Source organism: Pseudomonas cavernicola (genome assembly GCF_003596405.1).
Classification (GTDB): domain Bacteria; phylum Pseudomonadota; class Gammaproteobacteria; order Pseudomonadales; family Pseudomonadaceae; genus Aquipseudomonas; species Aquipseudomonas cavernicola.
In genome coordinates this window covers 84,317-104,676 of sequence record NZ_QYUR01000008.1, presented here as the reverse complement: position 1 = coordinate 104,676, position 20,360 = coordinate 84,317, and the positions used below count along the sequence as shown (strand labels likewise).

The window sequence follows — 20,360 nt, the reverse complement described above, 5'->3', positions numbered from 1 at the left end:
TGAAGACGAACGTCTAGAGCAGGTTTGAATCACCTCGAGTTCCGTAGTCACAGCCAATGGCTGCTTATGGCCGATAGCTGGCTTTCGCGAATGTCCGCTATGGGTCCAGGCTGTGTGAAAACTCCCGCTCAAATCTGAGGTTCGCGTTGCTACGCGAAATCTGCAGAAGTTATCCGAGCTAGCTTGCATAGAATCCGCGAGAGAGCACCGAATTTGATCATTGATTGATCAGCGCTTGGCACTCAAAACGTTTTCACACAGCCTGGGCCGAAAGCTGCCTGTCGTGATGGTCTTCATTCGACCCAGACTGTATGAAAACACTTGGAAAATTCACCGCGATAGGAAACTGACTTCCTATAAGGCTCTACAAGCGATTTTCTCCACTTGGGTATGGGGTCAAGTACCCCCTAAAACATCCAGGATTTGCGTTTTTACACAGCCTCGGTCGAAAGCGGTCTGACAGCATCGGGCCGCATCGGGGGCTCGCCAGGAAGGAACGATAAGCCCATGACGATAATTGATGCGACCATCGCCTTGCTGTTGGCCGCAAAGATTCACGGCACCAACGAGGCGATCAAAGCCACCGCCAAGCGCTGCGCAAAGCAACTGCCGCGGAGCAAGCGCTACTTGATGTTCTCGGTCATCGACAGTTCGAAGCCACTCTTGCTGGTCGACTTCCTCGCCAAGAACCTCGACTAAATCGCCTCGTCAGCCAGCCTCGCCCAGGAAAGGCTCAGCCGAAATCGCTCGCACTGTTGACGTTTGCAAGGATCGAGGGTTGGCCGGGATTCGCTCTAAATTCGCCAAAATGAAGTTAAGTGTATGATTTTAATGCTAAAATATTACTTTGTAATCGATCGACTTAATCTTCCGATCAAGGTCTAACGTGTAGTCGCCAAAACGATTGATATGACTCGTCCTCTACGGTGACAGCGCCTTGAGCACAGCTTCATCCACGGGGTGTCCCTGCCGCTGCAGTGAACCGCCCCGACTTTCCCGGAGGCTCCATCCTCTCAAGAGTTGGAGCCTCCGGGAAAGTCGGGGCGGTTCAAAGAGCAGCGCCGTGGCTTTTTGTCGCGGTCGTACACGCATGCGCCCGATCCCTCGCAAGGTCTTGCGCACGGTGGCGGGAGTGTGCAAAGCAGCGTGAGTTAGTCAATTACTCACTGTTTATTAGTGTAGATAATGGTGCGGGTAGTTGCTGTCAGTTGACGTGCAGAGTTGCGGGCCGCGGTAGCAAGGTTGGGCGTTAACCGAGCGTTTCCCGTAGGCGATACCACAACATACCCAAAGCCAGGAGTGGCGAACGTAAAACGCGCCCTCCGGGAAAGGTCATGTGGGGCACCTTGCTGAAGATATCCAACCCCTGGCTGTGCCCGGCATGAATGCCCTCAGCCAGCAGCCGCGCGGTCCAGTGAGTCACGTTCACCCCATGCCCCGAATAGCCCTGGGCATAGAACACATTCGGATACTGGCTCAAACGCCCGACCTGGGGGAAGCGGTTGGCGGTGATGCCGATCTTACCGCCCCACTGATAATCGATGCGCACATCGGCCAGCTGTGGGAACACCTTGAGCATTTTCGGCCGCATATAGGCGGCGATGTCCGCCGGATCACGTCCTGAGTAATGGCAGGCACCGCCGAACAGCAATCGCCGATCAGCAGAGAGCCGGTAATAGTCCAGGCCGACTTTCTGGTCGCACAGCGCCAGGTTTTGTGGAATCAGCTGCGCCGCGACGTCGGGCGACAACGGCTCGGTGGCGATGATGTAGCTGCCCGCCGGCAGCACCTTGCCGCTCAAGCGCGGTTCGAGGTCTTCCAGGTGGGCGTTGCAGGCCAGCACCAGGTGCCCGGCGCGCACCGTACCCGCCGCGCAGCGCACGTGCACCGTCTCGCCGTGCACCAGCTCCAGCACCGGGCTTTCTTCGAAGATCTTCACCCCCAGGGACTCGGCCACTCCCGCTTCGCCGAGTACCAGATTGAGCGGGTGCAAATGCCCTGAGCCCATGTCCACCAGACCACCGACATACAGCCCCGAACCCACCACCTGGGACATATCCTGTGGCTCCACGATGCGCGTTTCATGAGCATAACCGAGGGCAGCCAGCCCCTCCTGCTCGGCCTTGAACGCCGCGAATTGCGCCGGGGTATTGGCCAGTTCGCAAAAGCCCCAGCGCAGGTCGCAGTCGATGCCGTGCCGGCGGATGCGATCCCCCACCACCTGCACCGAATCAATCCCCGCCCGCTGCAAATAGCGCACGCCCTCTTCACCGACATAGCGGGCAAAGCCATCGACTTCATGGCCGATGCCGCGAATCAACTGCCCGCCGTTACGGCCGCTGGCTCCCCAGCCGATCCGTCGGCCCTCCAACAGGATCACCGAGAGCCCGCGCTGGGCCAGTTCAATGGCGGTATTAACGCCGGTAAAACCGCCGCCAATCACACAGACATCGGCTACAAGGTCCGATGCCAGTTGGGGGTACTGCGGCATGGCGTTGGCGGACGCGAGGTAATACGAGCGGGCATGTTCCGCCGACATTGTCATAGCACTTTCATGATTCATTTGTTGGACTTCACTTTGCTCCAAGAGCGGGTCATCAGACGCATGATCGCCGGTGTCGGTGTGGTCGAGATGTACAGCTTGTCCAGCACCTCTTGGGATGGGTAGACCTCTGGGTTGTTCACCAGCTCAGCGTCCATGTACTGCTTGGCCGCAGGGTTGGGGTTGGCGTAACCGACCGTGGCGCTGACCTTGGCGATTATCTGTGGCTCCAGCAGGTAGTTGATGAATTCGTGGGCTTCTTTGGCGTTGCCGGCGTCAGCGGGAACGGCCAGCAAGTCGAACCACAGGTTGCTGCCTTCCTTGGGAATCGAATAGGCGATGTTCACGCCGTTCTTCGCTTCCTTCGTGCGGTTCGCCGCCTGGAACACGTCGCCGGAGTAACCGAAGGCCACGCAGATATCGCCGTTGGCCAGGTCCGAGACGTATTTGGAGGAGTGGAAATAGGTGATGTAGGGGCGCAGGGTCAGCAGCTTGGCTTCAGCCTTTTTGTAGTCTTCAGGGTTCGAACTGCGCGGGTCCATACCCATGTAATTGAGAATCGCCGGGAACACCTCATCGGCCGAGTCCATCATCGACACACCGCACTGGCTGAGTTTTTTCAGGTTCTCTGGTTCGAACAGCACCGCCCAGGAGTCGATATGGTCGATGCCCAGCACCTGCTTGACCTTGTCGACGTTGTAGCCGATACCGTTGGTGCCCCACAGGTACGGCACCGAATGGGCGTTGCCCGGGTCATTCTTCTCCAGCAATTTGAGCAGTTTGGGGTCGAGGTTTTTCCAGTTGGGCAACTGCGAGCGGTCCAGCTTCAGAAACGCCCCAGCCTTGATCTGTCGGGCCAGAAAATGGTTGGACGGCACCACCACGTCGTACCCGGTGCGCCCGGCCAGCAACTTGCCCTCCAGGGTCTCGTTGGAGTCGAACACGTCGTAGATCACCTTGATACCGGTTTTGCCCTGGAAGTCGGCGAGGGTGGTATCACCGATGTAGTCGGTCCAGTTGTACACACTGACCTTGGATTCTGCCTGTGTGCCGGCGCTGAACAACACCGCCAGTGCCACCGGAACGACTGATTTCAATAGCCGCATATCGACACCCCTTGTTTTTTGAGTTTTTTCTTCGATTTAAGGATCGGTATCAGACGCTCAGCAACAGGAACTCCCGCTCCCAGGAACTGATCACCCGCTTGAAATTCTCATGCTCGGCACGCTTGACCGCGACATAGCCGCGAACGAATTTTTCCCCCAGATAGCGCGAGAGGGTTTCGCATTCCTCCATGCGCGTCAGAGCGTCCTCGATGGTGATCGGCAGGCGCAGGTTGCGCCGCTCGTAGGCCCGACCTTCCACCGGCGCACTCGGATCGATGCCTTCGACCATACCCAGGTAGCCGCACAACAGGCTCGCAGCGATGGCCAGATAAGGGTTGGCGTCGGCCCCCGGCAGGCGGTTTTCCACGCGCATGGCATCGGCGCTGGACGTTGGCACCCGCAGGCCGACGGTGCGGTTCTCTTCGCCCCATTCCACGTTCACCGGCGCCGAGGTGTCCGGCAGGAAGCGGCGGAACGAGTTGACGTTGGGCGCGAACATCGGCAGCACTTTGGGGATGTACTTTTGCAGGCCGCCGATGTGGTGCAGGAACAGCTCGCTCTTCTGCCCGTTGGCGTCGGCGAAGATCGGCTTGCCGGTGGCGATGTCGACCACGCTCTGGTGCAGGTGCATGGCACTGCCCGGCTCGTCCGCCACCGGTTTGGCCATGAAGGTGGCGGTGACGTTGTGCTTGAGCGCCGCCTCGCGCAGGGTGCGTTTGAACACCGTGATCTGGTCAGCCAAATGCAAGGCATCGCCATGGCGGAAGTTGATTTCCATCTGCGCCGGACCGTCTTCGTGGATCAGCGTGTCGAGGTCCAGGCCCTGGGCTTCGCACCAGTCGTAGACGTCTTCGAACAGCGGATCGAACTCGTTGGCGGCATCGATGGAGAACGACTGCCGACCGCTTTCCGCCCGCCCCGAACGGCCCAGCGGCGCCTTCAGGGGCAAGTCCGGGTCTTCGCAGCGCTGGGTCAGATAGAACTCCATCTCCGGCGCGACAATCGGCTGCCAGCCCTTGTCGGTGTAGAGCTGCAAGACTTTCTTCAACACGTTGCGCGGCGACAACTCGACCGGGTTGCCCTGCTTGTCGAAGGTGTCGTGGATGACGATGGCGGTCGGTTCGATGGCCCATGGCACCACGTAAGTAGCGGTGGCCACCGGGCGGCAGATCATGTCGATATCGGCCGGGTCCAGCAGGTCGTAGTAGATATCGTCGTCGACGAAGTCCCCGGTTACCGTTTGCAACAGCACACTTTCCGGCAGGCGCATGCCTCGCTCATGCAGGAACTTGTTGGTGGGTGCGATCTTGCCGCGGGCGATACCGGTCAGGTCACTGACCACGCACTCGACTTCGGTAATCTTGTGTTCTTTCAGCCAGGCGGACAGCTGATCGAAGGGGGCGTTCATAAAGACCTCGTTATTGGTTTTATTAGCGCCGGCGGTTCACCCGCGGCGCGTTGAGGTCTATCTTGGGCAAGCCGGTTGATTGCATCTATCCACTTTACGCAACGTCGAACGCACCAAATGAGTGCGCCAAGGTCGCCGCATGACAGAGTCAAATCCCTTGCACGTTCAGGCCTTCAACACCGGTGATGTGGCCGAGCAGATTCGTGCGACGCCCGGTTGGGTGCAGCAGTACCAACAGATGTCGCCGGGACACTTCGCCGGGCTGATCCGCTACCTGGACCTGCAAGGTGTGCAGGTGTACGAGGAGCGGATGAACACCCGCGTCGAACAGAATTTCAATGCGCCCAAGGGCTCGTTAGTGTTCTGTTTCGATGGCAGCGACAACGCCCTGTATGTGCTCAATGGCGAGAGCCGCAACACCTGGATCACCCCGGAAAACTACCGGGAAGTGGCCGTGGTGTTCGGGGCGGAATTTGTTCAGCGCCACGGCCTGGACATCGCGCGCCTTGAGGGGCTGTTCATGGCACCTCTCAATTCCCTGCAAAACGCCCTGTTCAGCCGCTGGCTGAGCGGCACCCTCACCCGCCTTTCCCAGACCTTTGACCCACCCAGCCGCGAGGCCCTGACCCAGCAGTTGCTGGAAGACTGCCTGTTCATCCTCGATAACGCCTGCGTGTGCCTTGATCAAGGCGCACGCAGGCGCCGGGCCAAAGAGCGCGCCATCATGGCCCGGGTCGGCGAATGGGCCGCCGACGCCCCCGACGAAACCCTCAATGGCCTGGAGCTGGCGAACGTCGCCGGCGTGTCTCTGCGCCAGTTGCAGCAAACCTTCAAGACCTACACCGGCATGAGCCCCGCGCAATGGCTGCGTTTGCGCCGGCTCAACAGCGCCCATCGCGAACTGCTGACGCGCTCGGCCGTGGAAACCACCGTCGCCGAAGTGGCGATGAACTGGTCGTTCTGGCACTTGGGGCGGTTTTCCAGCAGCTACCGGGCGTTGTTCAAGGAATTGCCCAGCGAGACCTTAAAGCGCATCCAGAGGGTTCGATGAAGCGCAGCGCCAATCCCTTATCTTTCAATTACCAAGCGAGTGTCAGCGGCTTAGGGACATAGGTGGTTAAACGCCGCGAAAACACTGATTTAACCTACCGAGAAGCAAGACAAGCAGGTATGGGCAGAGGAATTGAAGATGATGTCCCATGCACGGAATGATTTTGCGCCGTGAAATCTGCCGCTTTTAGGTGTAGCCCGACACGGCCATAGCGTGGACTCTCTGTTAAACGGGTTGGATGAAATCGGCTTGACCATGCAACAGACTGACAAGATCAGACAGTTCGAACAGTCCCGCCGGAACGAAGAGCCGTGGCTGTTCGAAAGCACTCGACATGATGGCATCGCCCCATAGCATGTCTGTTAGGTCCGCCTCAGGTAAGGAAAACCGTCGTATCGACACCCGATACGACAAGCTGGCAAGAGTTTTTGATGCCTTGGTCACACTGGTCTGCACCCTGCGCTGTTTACGACAGTACTTTTCGTACAGAGCCTAAGGACCTCTTCCGTAAGTGAAGTGGCAGCTTCAGCCAAGATCCTTATCAACGAACTTATCTAGACTACGCTTGCTTCGTCGACTGCCAATGTAAGCTCCAGGCGACTCTCCCATGTTGCGCGTAAACATAATCGCCATCGACGTCCTCCTCCAACCGGATCTGACGATGATAGGCAAGTCCAGGGCGGTCAACGCTCGGTTGCGAGAGAACTTCCCGGCTGGATATGAGCTGGACGCTTCGCATGCGCCGCATGTCACGCTGTTGCAGCGCTTCGTACGAGCGAAGGACTTCGACGCGGTGACCGCCGCGCTCACGAAGGTCCTCGTCGCCGAGCGGCCGACGGAGTTGCGGCTGAAGACGAAGGGTTACGAATATGCAGTTTGGGGACGCCAAGCAGTAACAGCCATCATCGTCGAGCGCACGCCTGAGCTGATGCGCCTGCATCAGAAGGTGATTGATGCCGTAGCGCCGTTTTCGGTGAGCGACGGGACCGCAGCGGCTTTCGTTGGTAACGAGATCAACCCCACGACCATTGGTTGGGTCGAGACATTCATTCCGAAGTCCAGCGGGGAGAACTATGTGCCCCACGTCACGGCGGGCATTGCTAAGGAAGATTTTGTAAAGCAAATGAAAGCGGAGCCTTATGAGGCCTTCACATTTAAGGCAGATGGAGTGGCTATCTACCAACTCGGAAACTTCGGCACCGCAGCGAAGATGCTCTGGCAGAACCAGACAAGTGAACCGCGACGTTAGTTATTGCGAGAGTCCTATATGGACTCCTCCTCATTGCAAGCCCCCTTCGCTTTGGCGCCCGTGCCGACTGCACACGTATATTCGGCCTCTGATTGCGGCATCGTATTGATGCTGGGCCCTGATGGGCTATTCGCGCGCTGGCTCCCAATCGCTTTGCCGCGCTTTTCGCACCTGGGCATTTGAGGGTTTTGCCGACGCCGGTTCGACCGGTTTGCCATCGTTCGGGTTGCTTCGCAATCGTGGTGAAGGGGTGTCTCTCCTAAGGTGAGTGGATCAGGCCGCTGCCCGTCCCGGTTGGTAATCAGTGTCATGACGCAGCATCGCCCAAGCCATGCGAAAAGTTTTGTTGGCCTGTGCTATAGGCGTCATGCCGAGATAAGGGAAAATTAGGACATTCGTTCTGTAACTTACTGATATTGCGTGATTTTTATTTTTAGGCTATTTCGCCTTCTCTCAGCCCCAGGTTTAGCCGTCTATGCTGATGCTTTTGCTTTTCTTGGGGGACGAATTCTGAATCGCCCCTGATTTCGTAGTTCTGACAGTCCGTTTTTGACCGAAAGCAGCCGGTCGTAGAGGACTGCTTTCGGCCAAAAGCGGCCCCTTGAGTAGGGTATCAAGATGTCAGCGAAGTACCGTCAGATAGACACCACAGGCGAGTGCTAGCAGCCCAGCCGGGATGGCCAACAAGGAGATCCGATCGATCATCTTTGACTGATGAATGACATCGGCGAGGTCGTCTGTCTCTGCGGATGCTCGTCGCTTCAGTACGGGCACAAGGCACAGTGCATTGCCGAGAACAGCGATGCCTCCTGCCACAACTTTTAAGGCGTAAATGCCGTCGAAGCGCGCTGGTTCGATAAGCAGCAATCCGGTAACAAGCACCACTGTGAAGGCTGGCATCTCGAAGAACAGATCGATCTTGCGGTGCAGCCTGGCAACTGTGAAGCCCTGATTCCGACTCTGTGCTCGGGTGCGTTCAAGCAGGTACTCGACCGCTACGACGCCCAGCCAGAAGGCCACGGCGAAAAGATGTATCTGAAGCAGAAGATCAAATCGCATGCTGTTCTCCTCAATCCCTGATCAAGCCTGGTGTTTTGACGGGTGCATCGGCGCGTCTGTCGGGATGGTCACGCTCAAGAAAGCGACGCAGCCCCTCGCGGGTCTCGGGTTGATGGATGGAGCGATTGAAACACTCTGCCTCGATGCGCAGGCCCTCTGCCAGCGGCTGGCCATAGCCACGGATGGCGGCTTCCTTGTCGGAGCGCATGGCGGGCTGAGGGAGAGTGCAGAGGAACTGGGCCAGCTCCATCGCCCGCGCCAGTGAACGTCCTTTTGGGACAACCTCATTGGCCAGGCCAATATTGAGTGCCTCCGCGGCCGAAATGACCTTGCCCGTCAGGATCAGCTCCATCGCCCTGCCCATACCCACGATGCGCGGTAGGCGCTGGCTGCCACCATCGGCCAGGCCGATGTTCCAGCGTCGGCAGGTCACGCCAAACGAGGCATGCTCTTCGGCGATGCGCATGTCCGCAAAGCAGGCCCACTCCAGGCCACCGGCGTAGGCTGCACCGTTCACCGCGGCGATCACAGGCTTGTAGATGTCCGTCCAGCGGCTCGGGCCGAGGATGCCGGGGCGCTCACCGCGGTCGTGCGCGGCGATCTCCTCTGCAGTAGACGGCACTAGGTCGAAGCCTGCGTCCAGGTCACCGCCCGCGCAGAATGCCTTGTCACCGGTGCCTGTGATGATGGCAACGAGGGCGCTCTGGTCATCGCGAAAACGTGTCCAGGCTTCCACCAGTTCAAGGTGGGTGGTTGGCCCGATGCAGTTGCGCTTGTCCGGGCGATTGAAACGGATGACCCTGATCGGACCGTGCGCCTCGTATTCGATTTGTGTAAATGCCATAGCAGGTAGTCCTATTATTGTTGTTGTCTGCAAATGCTTAGTGCCACGACACGCTCTGATCGAGAGGGAAGCGTAAGCGTGGGTTGTAGATTGCACGCTCTCCCGGTATCCCGACTGCGAGTAGCATGATTGGGATTGCACCTTTCTGAATGGGCAGCACCTGCTTCAAGCGTTTCTCATCGAAGCCCTCCATGGGGCATGTGCTGTAGCCGTAACTCTGGAATGCCAGCATCAAGCTCTGCGCCGCCAGCGCTGTCGACTTCACGGCCCAGAGTCGCATCTGCTCCAGGCTATTAGGAGTGCGCATGACGGGGCTCCTGAGGCCTATCAGCCTGACCATCTGGCGCTTGAGCAGGCCGCGCCAGCCCATCCAGCCTTGGTTGTACTGGAATGGGGCGCTGTTCTTGTAGAAATGATCAATCGCCTTGGGCACAGCGGGTTCTGGCCAAAGCCTGAGTACATCGGCACATGCCTGTTTCCAGGTGTTCGGGTGTGCGAGCACGGCAATGATCAGCGGGGCTTTCGCAGCGCTCTGGCCCAAACACACATGCTGCAGTTGTTGCAGGAGATCGGGATTGCGTACGACATGAAAAGACCAAGGCTGCAGATTGCATGAGCTGGGAGCTAGCACGGCAAGCTCCAGGCAGTCCCGAATAACCGTATCGGGCACTGCCTCGGCCGTAAAACGACGCACCGCACGTCGGCTCTCTACCAGGGAACGGAATATCTCGGCACATTCAGCGAGGTCTGTACGCGGAGCTACAGTGCTCATCGGCCGCCTCCTCTACCAGAGCGACGTTGCATCGCTGCACTGTCGCTCTGTATCGCGAACCAGTTGAGCGCCTCATCCCAGATTTCCGTAGCTGAGGCCCGGAAATAACCCATATGACCGATGGGCTGTTTTTTCGTCTCGGGATGAAGGTCACGCGCCAGCAACTGGGCGTTGCGGTAGCCCTTGATAAAGGCGTCTCGCGATGCAGGTGGCGCCCACGGGTCGTCCACTGCGTTGGCGAAGATGCAAGGCATGCGGACTTCTGCGTAAAGGCGGGCGACCGGGGCCATTGCGGGGTCGTCGAAGAAGTAATGGGGGTGAGCACACCAGCGCCTCCAGTCTTTGTAGACACCCAGCGGCAGGTCATCGCCCATCCCCAGCATGCTCCAGGCCATGTAGCCTTTGTACGCGACAATCAGTGGCAGGATGCAGGACCACAGCAGGCGAACCTTGAATGCCTCAAACTTTGGCATCCATCCAGCCCATCCGGCACCGGTACCAAAGCAATAGGCCGCTATGATCTTGTGATGATTGGGCAGCAGACCCAGGGCATGACCACCAAAGGAGTGACCGACCCAGAAAAGTGGTGTCCTGCCATCGTCCAAGTACTCGACCGCTGCTGTCAGGTCGCGGAAGCCCCAGTCCAGATAGGACATCTCGAAACCTTTCAGGGATTTGGGTCTGGACTCTCCGATCCCCCGGTAATCGACAGTGAGGACGTTGAAGCCCTGCTTGCTGGCATGCTCGGCGAAGCGGCGATAGAAACGCTGTTGCACGCCAGTTGCACCGGCCATGATGAGGCTGCCCTTCAATGGCCCCTGTGCGGAATAGCGGGTAGCGGTGAGGCGATAGCCGTCGTCGGTCACTAGAGTCAGCTGATCAATCACCGAGAAGGTGGCTGCTGAAGCAGGCAGAGTCATTCAGAGCACTCCTGCTGTTCTGCGCCGACCAGCTCTTTGCGGAGAATCTTGCCCACGTTGCTCTTGGGCAAGTCGTCTCGGAAGATGATGCGGCGAGGACGCTTGTAGCTGGCCAGATGCTTTTCGCAGTGTGCGATCACGTGGGCTTCATCCAGATAGGGTTGGCGACGAACGACGTAGGCGATGGGTATTTCTCCGGCCTTCTCGTCAGGTGCCGGTACGACCGCCGACTCCATCACCCCAGGGTGAGCGTTCAGAACTCGCTCGATCTCCGAGGGGAACACTTTGAATCCCGAGGAAATGATCATTTCCTTCTTGCGGTCGACCAGACGTAGATAGCCATCCGGGTCGAAGAGACCGATGTCTCCCGTGCGGAAGAAACCATCGTTGGTGAAGGCGGACGCGTTTTCTTCGGGCCGCCGCCAGTAACCGGCCATGACGGCTGGGCTGCGCACGCATATCTCTGCGTCCCCGATGGTGACCTCGTCGCCTGCGTCATCGCGTAGGGAAATTTCAATTCCTGCTACTGGCTGGCCAACTGATCCAGGGCGAGAGCGTCCGACCGGATTGCAAGCAATCAGCCCGGTCTCGGTCATGCCGTAGGCTTCGGTGATATGGCAGCCCGTGACCTCATGCCAGCGCTTGGCCGTGGCCTCGCTGACCGGCATGCCCGCACCGAGGCAGATGGCCAGCCCCTTGAAGTCCAGCGAACGGAATGCATCGTTCTCCAGGAGCGAGTTGTAGAGCGTATTGACGCCGGGAAAACTGCTGACGCGGTGCCTGGACCACTCTTTGACAAAGGCTGCGGTATCACGCGGATTCATCACCAACACCGCTTTGCCGCCCTTGGCCAGGGTGAAGAGCAGATTGCCCAGACCGAGGATGTGGTAGAGCGGCACGGCGAGCAGCAACACGTAATCGCAATCGGTCTTGCCCAGAAGGTGCAGGCGCAGAGCCGAATACTGCTGGGCAACATTGAACAGCAGGGCCCGATGAGTGATCGGCACGCCTTTCGGCTGCCCTGTCGTGCCGCCGCTGTAGATCATAAAGGCCGTCTGCTCGGCCGTTAGGGGCGAGCGCGGGGTTAGACCGGCAGCACGAGTCGCCACGACCCTGCGCCAGGCAACGGCACCTTCGACCCGGACGGATTCACCACCCGGGCGCCGGCGCGCCACCCAGTTGACCAGCGGGCGCCGCCAGCCCAGCAGGTCACCAGGGGCGACCCGCACAGCGATGCTTACACCGGCCTCGCGCATGGCATGTTGAACATTCAGACTCATGGGCTCGAAGAGAAATACGGCTTTGACCTCACTGTCTATGAAGACTTGAGCCAGCTCCTGCGCCGTATACAAAGGGTTCACGCAGACGGCGGTGCAGCCGGCCCGGATGATCCCCAGGCATGCCACGGGGTGGGCGAGCATGTTCGGTAACGCAATGGCAATCCGAGCCCCCGGTTGCAGCCCCTGATTGATCAGCCAGGTCGCTACCGAAGCGCTCAGATTCTGCAGTTCCTCATAGCTGATGCTGGCACCCAGGGCGGATAGGGCCGGCGCATGGGGAGTCCTTGCTGCGCTGCGATGCAGCAGCTCATCGATGGTGGCAACGCCGAGATCGGGAAGCTCATTGCTATCCTGCAGGGCGCTAACCAGCTTCAGTCTTGCATTGTCTTTTCTGGGGCGATTCATCTGCGGCCCGCCTTAGCAGAGTTGGATCTGTTCGAGTTGCTCAAGGCGCGATGCACTGCGCTTCAACTTCTCGATAAGTGACGGAACACGGACTTCTGCTTCTGAGAAATACAGCTGGGCCAGAGCAGGTTTGCTTCTAGGGAACTCTTCTCCAGAAGCTGATGGCACGGCGGCGTCCGCGATCCAAGCCCACAGGTAGCCAAAGACTACGGTGCCCAGCAGTTCAAGAAAGTCCGGCGCAACCAAGCCCACAGCGTCCCGGTTAAAAACCGTGTCGACCGAGACTTGCTGAACCAATGGTTCGAACTCGGCCGCCCATGAAGCCAGGGTCGTGGCGACACCTTCCAGCCCTGGACGCTGGCGCAGACGCTCGGCCAGCACGGGAATGTGGCTGAGGAAGATCCCCAAGCGCTGCCCCTGATCACCCAGGGTCTTGCGCCCTAGCAAGTCCAGAGACTGGATGTAGTTCGTGCCTTCATAGATCGAACAGATGGCCGCATCGCGCAGCAGTTGCTCCATGCCGGTTTCGACTATGTAGCCATGCCCGCCGAATAGCTGAAGCGCCGAGGCGATGTGAGTGCCCGCGTGATGAGACAGATAGCCCTTGACGATGGGAGTCAGCAGTTCCGCCAGTTGCGATGCCTGCTTGCGCCACGTGTCGTCCGGGTGGCAACGCGCCTCATCGAGCAGGCTGCCGACCCAGGCGCAGAGCAAGCGTGCTGGCTCGATAAACAGCCGCTGCTGAACGAGGCTCGACTTGACGCCAATATGACTTAACAGAGGGTCGGCGGGTTGATCGGGGTGCGTGGCCCCGTTCAGTGCACGGCCTTGAAAACGCTCCTGGGTGTAGCGCAGCGCGTTCTGGTAAGCGACCTCGGCCAGGCCTACGGTTTGCACACCCACGGCGAGCCGCGCACTGTTCATCAGCAGGAACATGCAGGCAAGGCCGCGGTTCAATTCACCGACGCGGTAACCCCTGGCATTCTCGAATGCCAGGGCGCATGTGGCGTTGGCACGAATGCCATGTTTGTGCTCAAGCGCGATGACCGACACCCCGTTGGGCGAGGCAGGAGCATCCCCTTGGTACTTCGGCACGACGAATAGGCTGAGGCCGCCAGTACCTGCCGGAGCCCCTTCCGTTCTGGCGAGAACCAGGTGAACGATGTTCTCGGTCAGATCGTGGTCGCCGTTCGAGATGAATATCTTGGTTCCACTGAGGAGGTAGGAGCCGTCCGACTGCGTCACTGCAGTCGTGCGAATCAGGCCAAGATCGCTGCCGGCCTGCGGCTCGGTAAGGCACATGGTGCCTAACCATTCGCCACTGGCTAGTTTGTCAGAGAAGAGGGATCGAACCCGCTCATCGCCGAAGCGGTCGACGCAACGAAGCACACCTTCGCGCACGTTGGCGAAAATGCTGAAAGACAGGTTGGTGGAAGCGAGCATCTCGTCAAAGAAGACGCCTGCCGCTCCTGGGAAGCCTTGCCCCCCAATGGACAGCGGGACTGTCAGGGCCGGCCAGCCGTTCTCGTAGAACAGACGGTAAGCTGACTTGAAGCCCTGTGGGGTTATGACTCCGCCATGTTCAAGCCTGCAACCCTCGGCATCACCACTGCCGTTCAGGGGCAGCAGCTGCTCTTGGGTGAGTTCGGCACCGACCTCCAGAGTGGCCCTGAACAGGTCGGCGTCGATATGGTGGTGCTCTGGCAGCAGAGGCAACAGCTCTGAAAGTCGAAGAACCTTGTGAGCGAGGAAGTTGAACTCCTCCAGTGGAGCTTGGTACTGCAGCATCTCTTGCCCCTGCCTTATCAGTTAACGACCTTTGAACACCGGTTCACGCTTCTGCATCATCGCCATGACGCCTTCACGCAGGTCTTCGCTCTTGATCAGCGTGAACAGCAGTTCGTTGAGTTTGGAGAGCGCAGCATCGTCGCCCTCGTCGCGCGCCTGGAAGGCAGACTGCAGGGTGGCCTTGATGGCCAGAGGAGCGGCTTTGGCGATGCGCTCGGCGTACTCGATGGCGCGCGCCAGCTCTTGGCCAGGCTCAACGACCTCGGTCAGCAAACGCATAGCCAGAGCCTCGTCAGCACCGAACTCTTCGCCGGTCAGCATGTAGCGCATGGCGTTGGTCCAACCTGCGGCCTGGGTAAAGCGCACGGTGGAGCCACCGGACGGCGGAATGCCGCGCAGCACTTCCAGGTGAGCGAAGCGGGTGTTACTGGCGGCGATGGCGATGTCGGCGTTGAGCACCAGCTCGATCCCGGCGGTCCAGCAGGTGCCTTGCACGGCGAGCACTACCGGCTTAGCGCGGCGCGGTTTCGATACGCCCCACGGATCGATGCCTTCATCCGGATACTTGAAGCCACCCGAAGCCAGCTTCGGCGTCAGCTCCATCAGATCGAGGCCAGCTGTGAAATGCTCGCCGTGGGCGAACACGACGGCGCAGCGCATCTCATCGTTGCGCTCGTACTCGCCCAAGGCCAGGGCCAGGTCGGTCAGCATGGCGCTGTCGAAAGCATTACGTTTGCCGGCCCGGTCGAGGCCGATAAGGAACAGATGACCACGCTGCTCTCGGGTGACGCGACCCGGACCGCTGTTTGCTTCGCTCATGGGAGACTCTCCTGGCTTTATGAAAGGGTGCTGCCTGGTTTTCCAAGCAATCCTTAATTACTTACCGAATGTTCGGTTTGCAAAAACTAAACAAACATTCGGTAACCGTCAAATTGAGACGCCAAGGCTTATGACATAGAATCAATCTGCATGATTTAGAGCAGGAGTAGCCCGTGCGCCCACTGAAAATCCCACGCGATGAGCTTCTGCAGCGTTGCGCCAATACCTTCAAGCGCCTCGGCTACCACGGCACCACCATGGATGCGTTGTCATCCGCCTGCGGGCTAACCAAGGCGTCCTTCTACCATCACTACCCCAACAAGGAATCGCTCCTGCGGGACGTGCTGGACTGGACGCATGAGCGGTTGAAACAGTCGCTGTTCTCCATCGCCTTCGATGAAGACCTGGCTCCGCATGAGCGACTCACAAGCATGGGGCGCAAAGCCAAGAAGCTCTTCCAGGACGACTCGATTGGCTGCCTGATGGGCGTCGTCGCGGTCGACGCCACCTATGGCAAGGTGGAGCTTATGGAGCCGATCCGGCGCTTCCTGGATGACTGGACTGCCGCGTTCGCCAAGCTCTATAGCGCCGGGTACAGCCAGGAGGAGGCGCAACGACTGGCGAGGCAACTGGTCGCGGACTTCGAGGGGGCTATCCTGCTGGCTCGTATCTACGGCGATCCGAGCTACATAGACGCAGTGACCGAGCGTGGCCTGCGCCAGCTGGAACTAGTGGGAACTCGCGTCTAGGTCAACTCCCGCTCAAAACTCCGTTGCAATTCCTGCCAGATCAGGTCGAGCGGCTCCACACTGCGAGCGGCTCTGCACAGCGCGACAGAACCCTCGATGGAAGCAATCGCCAGCAGTGCCAAGCTGCGAGAGCGGATGTCCGCTACGCCCGCTTCCTGTAGCGAATGACTGATGATTTCCTGCCATTGCACAAAGATGCCGTTGGCCTGGTCCAGCAGCTGCAGCTGGATCTGCGCTTCCAGCTCGGTCTCCGACTCGCCGCGCTGGTCGGAAGCGTACTGCTCAACCGCTACGGCCAGCACCGCACAACCGGCCTGGAAGGCTGTCTCTTCAAGGATTTTTCGCCACAAGGCAACGAACATCTCCAAGCCTTTCACCGGACCATGCTTGCCCAGTAGCTGCGCCAGCGGCTCGCTAACTTCTCGGCCCGCGTGGTCGACGGCAGCTTCGAGTAGCTGACGCTTGCCGCCGGGAAAGTGGTGCGCAATCGAACCGCGCGGGGTGTTCGAGTAACGCACGACCTCACGCATGCTGGTCGCTGTCATGCCCTTACGGCGAAGAAGATCCGCGGCCCCGGCGATCATTCGGTCACGAGTAGAAGTGCTCATCGTAAAAATTATGCCACCTGTCATATTTTGGTGTAGCCTCAGCCTCGACTATGCCACTTGTCATAGCCGTTCATCCACCTCTTCCGATACGAGGCTCCGAAGATGACTGCTCGCTCCCAACTGCCCAACCCGATCGATTCTGTCGCCCTGGCATCGCTGAATACCCCCGATGGCTGGCTTGCCTACCCGCTGGGTGATGATGTGATCGAAGGTAATCCCGACACCCGCATGAAGCTTCTACGCACCGTCGGCGTGAAGACCCCGTACAAAGCCGTGGCGTTCTTCACGTCGCAACCTTCGAAGTTCGACTGGCGCTTCGACAACGACGAAGCCTTCGTGCTGATCGAGGGGCGTATCGCAATTACCATGGACACCGGCGAGCGATTCGAGATGAGCGCAGGCGATGCCGTCTCGATTCCGGCTGGGCACACGGGGGTCTGCGAGGTCTTCGAGTTCAGCCGGAAATTCACTGTGGTTACCAGTGGGGTTGCTGATTAGTTCCACATGGATTTTTGCATCGTGTTCAGGCCATCTGCAGGCCTGCTTCGGGTTTTGGCCTGAACCGTTGTTCGCCCCCGCTCACAGGTGGATGCACCCAACTCGAATTGAAAATTGATTGATTGGGTCGTTAGCTGCCGGTCGTGAAGGTCTGCTTGCGACCCAGGCTGTGTGAAAACTCCCGCTCAAATCTGAGGTTCGCGTTGCTACGCGAAATCTGCAGAAGTTATCCGAGCTAGCTTGCATAGAATCCGCGAGAGAGCACCGAATTTGATCATTGATTGATCAGCGCTTGGCACTCAAAACGTTTTCACACAGCCTGGACCCTTTGCGGACGTTCAGAAACGTCTACAAAAAAAGGGTCGATTCATCGGTGCGCTCAAACCGATCCTAAAAGGCACACCATCACGCTCCTCAACCAACCCTCAACTAGACCCAAATTGCACCCAATGACAAAAGCCCAAGAGGTCTGTGGATTTGCCCCGAAAAAACCAAGACCACCGACAGCATTGTGCTGCCCGAAGAGGTGGCCGAGCGGCCCAACCGGGGCGTGGTGATTGCGGTGGGTTCTGGCCGCGGCTGGGCACGGGCGAGGTGTATGCGCTTGAGGTCAGCGCCTCCTGATAAACAAGCGGCCTATGGTCTTGCATCACCAACAAGGAGATGCGCACGGTTCAACCATTCCAAGTCATCGCGGCGAGGTTGGCCAAACATACCGAACAACGAGGTGCCTGGTACAACTTCGCGCAAGCTGAAAAGCCAGTAATTCCGGGGCCTGCAGAGCAGATTTCGGCAGAAAATCAGGAGTTGGTTAATACTTAAATCGTTAGGATTGATTACGGGTGACCGCCCCAAACGAAAGGGCGGCACTCACATTTAGTGCCCGGGTTGTCCGGGCCTTTTTCCTCTCTTTTGTACCAGGAACTTCGGCCCTTGGTTTTCAGGGGTACGACCAGGGCGCCCAATGAAAAATAAGTATCGTCCCAGCACCGCCGTGGAAAGGATGACTGCCGACGAACGCCTGGCGTTCATCCGCAGCACTGCTGAAACCCGCAACCAGTCCCACCGAGACCTAACGCCATTTACCCTCTACCGGCTTGGCTGGTTCATCCCTTGCGACTCTCCCAGCAACCGACACGTCTCAGCCAGGGCAGTCGACCGCCCGCTAGTTGAGTTGGATTCACGTCATGGTAAGGGTAGCCAGCACTGGCACCAGCTGGACAAGGCGATCAGGGCGCTTGCCCTGACGACCTCGACAGAGCGCATGGACAAGGCGTCAGCGCTCCCGCCCGCCGGCATAGGAGACCGCCCGCGCTACTCGCAGCCGGTCACCCTGGTAGGGTTGTGGACGCGCTGGGAGCCTTGCGAGCCGCTGCACCTGGTCGACGCGCTTGTGGGGCTGGATGAGGTGATTAAGACGATGGCCTCCCGTTACGTGGAAGCTGACGACGGCGATACGCAGAGCGAGAAATTCCTGGTCATGCACAAGCTCACCGTGATCGTCGCCATCTGCCGCAGCGCCGACGAGACCACTCATACTCGCGCCGCCGGCAATACTCGCGGCCGCGAGGTATTGCCATGAGCCTTATTTCAGTTGAGCAGGCGGCAGGTATGCTCGGCGTCAGCCGTACCACTGCATACCGCATGGTCAGTGACCGCCTGATCCCATCCGTTCGGCTGATGAAACGTGGTGTTCGCGTCCACGCAGAACAGCTTCAGCAGATGATCGATGAGGCCGCCGCTGCTAGTATCTCCAACGCGGGCGGCATTACGGAGGTACCCGTATGCCCTACAAAAGAGCGGATTCACCCTACTGGTGGATCTTTGTCAAACAATCAGATGGCAAAAGAACTCGACGCTCTGCTGGAACTACCGACTTCGCAGCGGCAAAAGCCCTAGAGCAACAGTCGCGGGCCGATGCCTGGAAGGAAAAGGAATGGGGGGTGAATCCACCCCGGAGCTTCGAAGAGGTGATGCTCCCCTACCTGCGCAACGCCAGCCAGCATCAGCGCAGCTACGAGACCACAACTCATCGGGTTAAAGCATTGCGCGCCCAGTTTACAGGCGTGGTGATGAATGCCCTGGATGGCCCACAGATCCGCGCCTACACGACAAAGCGCCATGCGGCAGGCGCATCGGCAGCGACGATCAACCGGGAGCTTGCGGCGCTGTCGGCAGCCATTAACTGGTGCAATGTCGAGTATGAATGGGCCCTACCCAACCCCGTGAAGGGTCGGACGATGCGTGAGCCGGAAGGCAGGGTGCGCTGGCTGACACGGGCAGAGGTTGAATCGCTCTGTCGGGTAGCCAGCAAACAAAGGAATGGCGCGCTGCTGGTGGACTTTATCCATCTGGCGGTCAACACCGGCTGCAGGAAGGAGGAAATGCTCGGGCTTGAGTGGCGCCGCGTGGATCTGGTCAATCGCCTGATCTACTTGGAAGGACAGCACACCAAGGCCGGTAAGCGCCGGAGCATCCCGCTGAATGACGGGGCTATGGATGCCCTGAAGGGCCGGATGGCATATCGGGCAGAGGCTTGCCCGGGATCACCCTGGGTATTTGCCAGGGCAACAGGTGATCGGGTGGCAAGCATTCGCCAGGGTTTTGTCAGCGCCTGCAAGTCCGCACACATCGATGACCTGGTGATTCACGATCTGCGGCATACCTGCGCGGCGCACTTAATCAGTGCTGGGGTGGCGCTGGCGGAGGTCAGGGATTTACTCGGCCACTCGACCATCATGATGACCGAGCGGTATGCGCATTTGGCGCCGGCCAGGGTCAGGGCTGCCGTGCGGGTACTGGATGGGCTACGCGAACACGGCAGTTCACGTTTAGTTCACGCTGCTGTTCCAGCGCATCAAGGAGGAGCGCTGTTAAAGCTCGTAACCCCTTGATTTATAAGGTGGTGCGGACGGAGAGACTCGAACTCTCACGCCTTGCGGCGCTGGAACCTAAATCCAGTGTGTCTACCAATTCCACCACGTCCGCGTAACAGGCTTTGAAGCAAAGACGCCAGACTTTGAGGTCTGGCGTCTTTTCGAATATGGGGTGGACGATGGGGATCGAACCCACGACAACAGGAGTCACAATCCTGTGCTCTACCAACTGAGCTACGCCCACCATATTGCGCTACTTGTGCCAAACAGCCTATTGGCGTGCCCGGCAGGACTCGAACCTGCGACCATCCGCTTAGAAGGCGGATGCTCTATCCAGCTGAGCTACGGGCACTTATTCATCTGCATTCCGCATGAAGCGCAGACTT

19 protein-coding genes, 3 tRNA genes and 2 pseudogenes are annotated in these 20,360 nt (G+C 58.9%); 10 read left to right on the top strand and 14 right to left on the bottom strand.

All coding sequences use genetic code 11. From position 1 onward, the window contains the following. Nucleotides 1-507: 507 nt before the first annotated feature. A complete protein-coding gene (locus D3879_RS22405; RefSeq protein ID WP_119956450.1) occupies nt 508-699 on the top strand; it encodes a DUF7740 domain-containing protein in 192 nt (63 codons plus the stop codon). A 550-nt stretch (nt 700-1,249) separates the two neighbouring features. On the opposite strand, the gene D3879_RS22395 is transcribed toward D3879_RS22405, so the two are convergent. The 3 genes from D3879_RS22395 to D3879_RS22385 are packed head-to-tail and all read right to left on the bottom strand — an operon-like array spanning nt 1,250 to nt 5,056. Next, entirely contained in the window at nt 1,250-2,545 is a 1,296-nt protein-coding gene (locus D3879_RS22395; protein WP_119956448.1) for an NAD(P)/FAD-dependent oxidoreductase, read from the bottom strand. A 14-nt stretch (nt 2,546-2,559) separates the two neighbouring features. Then, nucleotides 2,560-3,648 carry a polyamine ABC transporter substrate-binding protein gene (locus D3879_RS22390; RefSeq protein ID WP_119956447.1) on the bottom strand — a complete coding sequence of 363 codons (1,089 nt, stop codon included), beginning with the start codon at nt 3,646-3,648 and terminating at the stop codon, nt 2,560-2,562. A gap of 49 nt (nt 3,649-3,697) precedes the next feature. Then, on the bottom strand, nt 3,698-5,056 hold the full coding sequence (locus D3879_RS22385) for a glutamine synthetase family protein (RefSeq protein ID WP_119956446.1): 1,359 nt from the start codon (nt 5,054-5,056) through the stop codon (nt 3,698-3,700). 139 nt (nt 5,057-5,195) lie between these two features. Between D3879_RS22385 and D3879_RS22380 the strand changes: the two genes are divergently transcribed. The 3 genes and pseudogenes from D3879_RS22380 to D3879_RS22370 all read left to right on the top strand — a co-directional run bounded on the left by D3879_RS22380 (nt 5,196) and on the right by D3879_RS22370 (nt 7,356). Then, a complete protein-coding gene (locus tag D3879_RS22380) occupies nt 5,196-6,107 on the top strand; it encodes a helix-turn-helix domain-containing protein (protein ID WP_119956445.1) in 912 nt (303 codons plus the stop codon). A gap of 379 nt (nt 6,108-6,486) precedes the next feature. Further along, a pseudogene (locus D3879_RS22375) lies at nt 6,487-6,603 on the top strand (IS5/IS1182 family transposase); the annotation flags it as partial. Nucleotides 6,604-6,714: 111 nt separating this feature from the next. Continuing rightward, nucleotides 6,715-7,356 carry a 2'-5' RNA ligase family protein gene (locus D3879_RS22370; protein WP_119956444.1) on the top strand — a complete coding sequence of 214 codons (642 nt, stop codon included), beginning with the start codon at nt 6,715-6,717 and terminating at the stop codon, nt 7,354-7,356. 621 nt (nt 7,357-7,977) lie between these two features. Here the strand turns inward: D3879_RS22370 and D3879_RS22365 are convergent. The 7 genes from D3879_RS22365 to D3879_RS22335 are packed head-to-tail and all read right to left on the bottom strand — an operon-like array spanning nt 7,978 to nt 15,243. Next, nucleotides 7,978-8,415, bottom strand: a complete 438-nt coding sequence (locus D3879_RS22365; RefSeq protein WP_119956443.1) for a hypothetical protein — start codon at nt 8,413-8,415, stop codon at nt 7,978-7,980. A 10-nt stretch (nt 8,416-8,425) separates the two neighbouring features. Then, a complete protein-coding gene (locus tag D3879_RS22360) occupies nt 8,426-9,259 on the bottom strand; it encodes an enoyl-CoA hydratase/isomerase family protein (protein WP_119956442.1) in 834 nt (277 codons plus the stop codon). A 37-nt stretch (nt 9,260-9,296) separates the two neighbouring features. Next, on the bottom strand, nt 9,297-10,031 hold the full coding sequence (locus D3879_RS22355; protein ID WP_119956441.1) for a nitroreductase family protein: 735 nt from the start codon (nt 10,029-10,031) through the stop codon (nt 9,297-9,299). Further along, nucleotides 10,028-10,951 (bottom strand): alpha/beta hydrolase family protein, encoded by a 924-nt coding sequence (locus D3879_RS22350; RefSeq protein ID WP_119956440.1) that lies wholly within the window; start codon nt 10,949-10,951, stop codon nt 10,028-10,030. The genes D3879_RS22355 and D3879_RS22350 overlap by 4 nt, the downstream gene beginning before the upstream one ends. Beyond that, on the bottom strand, nt 10,948-12,636 hold the full coding sequence (locus D3879_RS22345; RefSeq protein ID WP_119956439.1) for an AMP-binding protein: 1,689 nt from the start codon (nt 12,634-12,636) through the stop codon (nt 10,948-10,950). Before D3879_RS22345 ends, D3879_RS22350 begins: the two co-directional genes overlap by 4 nt. Nucleotides 12,637-12,648: 12 nt before the next feature. Next, nucleotides 12,649-14,424: an acyl-CoA dehydrogenase family protein gene (locus D3879_RS22340; protein WP_119956438.1), complete on the bottom strand. Its 1,776-nt coding sequence runs from the start codon at nt 14,422-14,424 to the stop codon at nt 12,649-12,651. A 21-nt stretch (nt 14,425-14,445) separates the two neighbouring features. Then, complete coding sequence (locus tag D3879_RS22335; protein WP_119956437.1) at nt 14,446-15,243, bottom strand: crotonase/enoyl-CoA hydratase family protein; 798 nt, start codon at nt 15,241-15,243, stop codon at nt 14,446-14,448. A gap of 173 nt (nt 15,244-15,416) precedes the next feature. Here D3879_RS22335 and D3879_RS22330 point away from each other — a divergent pair, with 173 nt between their 5' ends. Further along, complete coding sequence (locus tag D3879_RS22330; RefSeq protein WP_119956436.1) at nt 15,417-15,992, top strand: TetR/AcrR family transcriptional regulator; 576 nt, start codon at nt 15,417-15,419, stop codon at nt 15,990-15,992. On the opposite strand, the gene D3879_RS22325 is transcribed toward D3879_RS22330, so the two are convergent. Continuing rightward, nucleotides 15,989-16,600, bottom strand: a complete 612-nt coding sequence (locus D3879_RS22325; protein WP_238474303.1) for a TetR/AcrR family transcriptional regulator — start codon at nt 16,598-16,600, stop codon at nt 15,989-15,991. The two genes, D3879_RS22330 and D3879_RS22325, sit on opposite strands and share 4 nt — an antisense overlap. Before the next feature lie 102 nt (nt 16,601-16,702). Here D3879_RS22325 and D3879_RS22320 point away from each other — a divergent pair, with 102 nt between their 5' ends. The 5 genes and pseudogenes from D3879_RS22320 to D3879_RS22300 all read left to right on the top strand — a co-directional run bounded on the left by D3879_RS22320 (nt 16,703) and on the right by D3879_RS22300 (nt 19,992). Continuing rightward, nucleotides 16,703-17,098: a cupin domain-containing protein gene (locus D3879_RS22320; protein ID WP_119956430.1), complete on the top strand. Its 396-nt coding sequence runs from the start codon at nt 16,703-16,705 to the stop codon at nt 17,096-17,098. A gap of 439 nt (nt 17,099-17,537) precedes the next feature. Then, nucleotides 17,538-17,710 (top strand): annotated as a pseudogene (locus D3879_RS27225) (hypothetical protein); the annotation flags it as partial. Nucleotides 17,711-18,062: 352 nt separating this feature from the next. Continuing rightward, on the top strand, nt 18,063-18,680 hold the full coding sequence (locus D3879_RS22310; RefSeq protein ID WP_147411209.1) for a hypothetical protein: 618 nt from the start codon (nt 18,063-18,065) through the stop codon (nt 18,678-18,680). Continuing rightward, on the top strand, nt 18,677-18,997 hold the full coding sequence (locus tag D3879_RS27950) for a helix-turn-helix transcriptional regulator (RefSeq protein WP_119956433.1): 321 nt from the start codon (nt 18,677-18,679) through the stop codon (nt 18,995-18,997). Before D3879_RS22310 ends, D3879_RS27950 begins: the two co-directional genes overlap by 4 nt. Then, nucleotides 18,883-19,992 (top strand): tyrosine-type recombinase/integrase, encoded by a 1,110-nt coding sequence (locus tag D3879_RS22300; RefSeq protein ID WP_119956434.1) that lies wholly within the window; start codon nt 18,883-18,885, stop codon nt 19,990-19,992. Before D3879_RS27950 ends, D3879_RS22300 begins: the two co-directional genes overlap by 115 nt. Before the next feature lie 9 nt (nt 19,993-20,001). Here the strand turns inward: D3879_RS22300 and D3879_RS22295 are convergent. The 3 genes from D3879_RS22295 to D3879_RS22285 all read right to left on the bottom strand — a co-directional run bounded on the left by D3879_RS22295 (nt 20,002) and on the right by D3879_RS22285 (nt 20,326). Continuing rightward, a tRNA-Leu gene (locus D3879_RS22295) sits at nt 20,002-20,086 on the bottom strand. Nucleotides 20,087-20,142: 56 nt separating this feature from the next. Then, nucleotides 20,143-20,218: transfer RNA gene (locus D3879_RS22290), tRNA-His, on the bottom strand. 31 nt (nt 20,219-20,249) lie between these two features. Next, nucleotides 20,250-20,326: transfer RNA gene (locus tag D3879_RS22285), tRNA-Arg, on the bottom strand. Nucleotides 20,327-20,360: the final 34 nt, after the last annotated feature.

Bases quoted from the DNA above. Each gene is read 5' to 3' on its own strand.
- D3879_RS22405 (WP_119956450.1), top strand. From the start codon at position 508: ATGACGATAATTGATGCGACCATCGCCTTGCTGTTGGCCGCAAAGATT.
- D3879_RS22395 (WP_119956448.1), bottom strand. From the start codon at position 2,545: ATGACAATGTCGGCGGAACATGCCCGCTCGTATTACCTCGCGTCCGCC.
- D3879_RS22390 (WP_119956447.1), bottom strand. From the start codon at position 3,648: ATGCGGCTATTGAAATCAGTCGTTCCGGTGGCACTGGCGGTGTTGTTC.
- D3879_RS22385 (WP_119956446.1), bottom strand. From the start codon at position 5,056: ATGAACGCCCCCTTCGATCAGCTGTCCGCCTGGCTGAAAGAACACAAG.
- D3879_RS22380 (WP_119956445.1), top strand. From the start codon at position 5,196: ATGACAGAGTCAAATCCCTTGCACGTTCAGGCCTTCAACACCGGTGAT.
- D3879_RS22370 (WP_119956444.1), top strand. From the start codon at position 6,715: ATGTTGCGCGTAAACATAATCGCCATCGACGTCCTCCTCCAACCGGAT.
- D3879_RS22365 (WP_119956443.1), bottom strand. From the start codon at position 8,415: ATGCGATTTGATCTTCTGCTTCAGATACATCTTTTCGCCGTGGCCTTC.
- D3879_RS22360 (WP_119956442.1), bottom strand. From the start codon at position 9,259: ATGGCATTTACACAAATCGAATACGAGGCGCACGGTCCGATCAGGGTC.
- D3879_RS22355 (WP_119956441.1), bottom strand. From the start codon at position 10,031: ATGAGCACTGTAGCTCCGCGTACAGACCTCGCTGAATGTGCCGAGATA.
- D3879_RS22350 (WP_119956440.1), bottom strand. From the start codon at position 10,951: ATGACTCTGCCTGCTTCAGCAGCCACCTTCTCGGTGATTGATCAGCTG.
- D3879_RS22345 (WP_119956439.1), bottom strand. From the start codon at position 12,636: ATGAATCGCCCCAGAAAAGACAATGCAAGACTGAAGCTGGTTAGCGCC.
- D3879_RS22340 (WP_119956438.1), bottom strand. From the start codon at position 14,424: ATGCTGCAGTACCAAGCTCCACTGGAGGAGTTCAACTTCCTCGCTCAC.
- D3879_RS22335 (WP_119956437.1), bottom strand. From the start codon at position 15,243: ATGAGCGAAGCAAACAGCGGTCCGGGTCGCGTCACCCGAGAGCAGCGT.
- D3879_RS22325 (WP_238474303.1), bottom strand. From the start codon at position 16,600: ATGAGCACTTCTACTCGTGACCGAATGATCGCCGGGGCCGCGGATCTT.
- D3879_RS22320 (WP_119956430.1), top strand. From the start codon at position 16,703: ATGACTGCTCGCTCCCAACTGCCCAACCCGATCGATTCTGTCGCCCTG.
- D3879_RS22310 (WP_147411209.1), top strand. From the start codon at position 18,063: ATGAAAAATAAGTATCGTCCCAGCACCGCCGTGGAAAGGATGACTGCC.
- D3879_RS27950 (WP_119956433.1), top strand. From the start codon at position 18,677: ATGAGCCTTATTTCAGTTGAGCAGGCGGCAGGTATGCTCGGCGTCAGC.
- D3879_RS22300 (WP_119956434.1), top strand. From the start codon at position 18,883: ATGCCCTACAAAAGAGCGGATTCACCCTACTGGTGGATCTTTGTCAAA.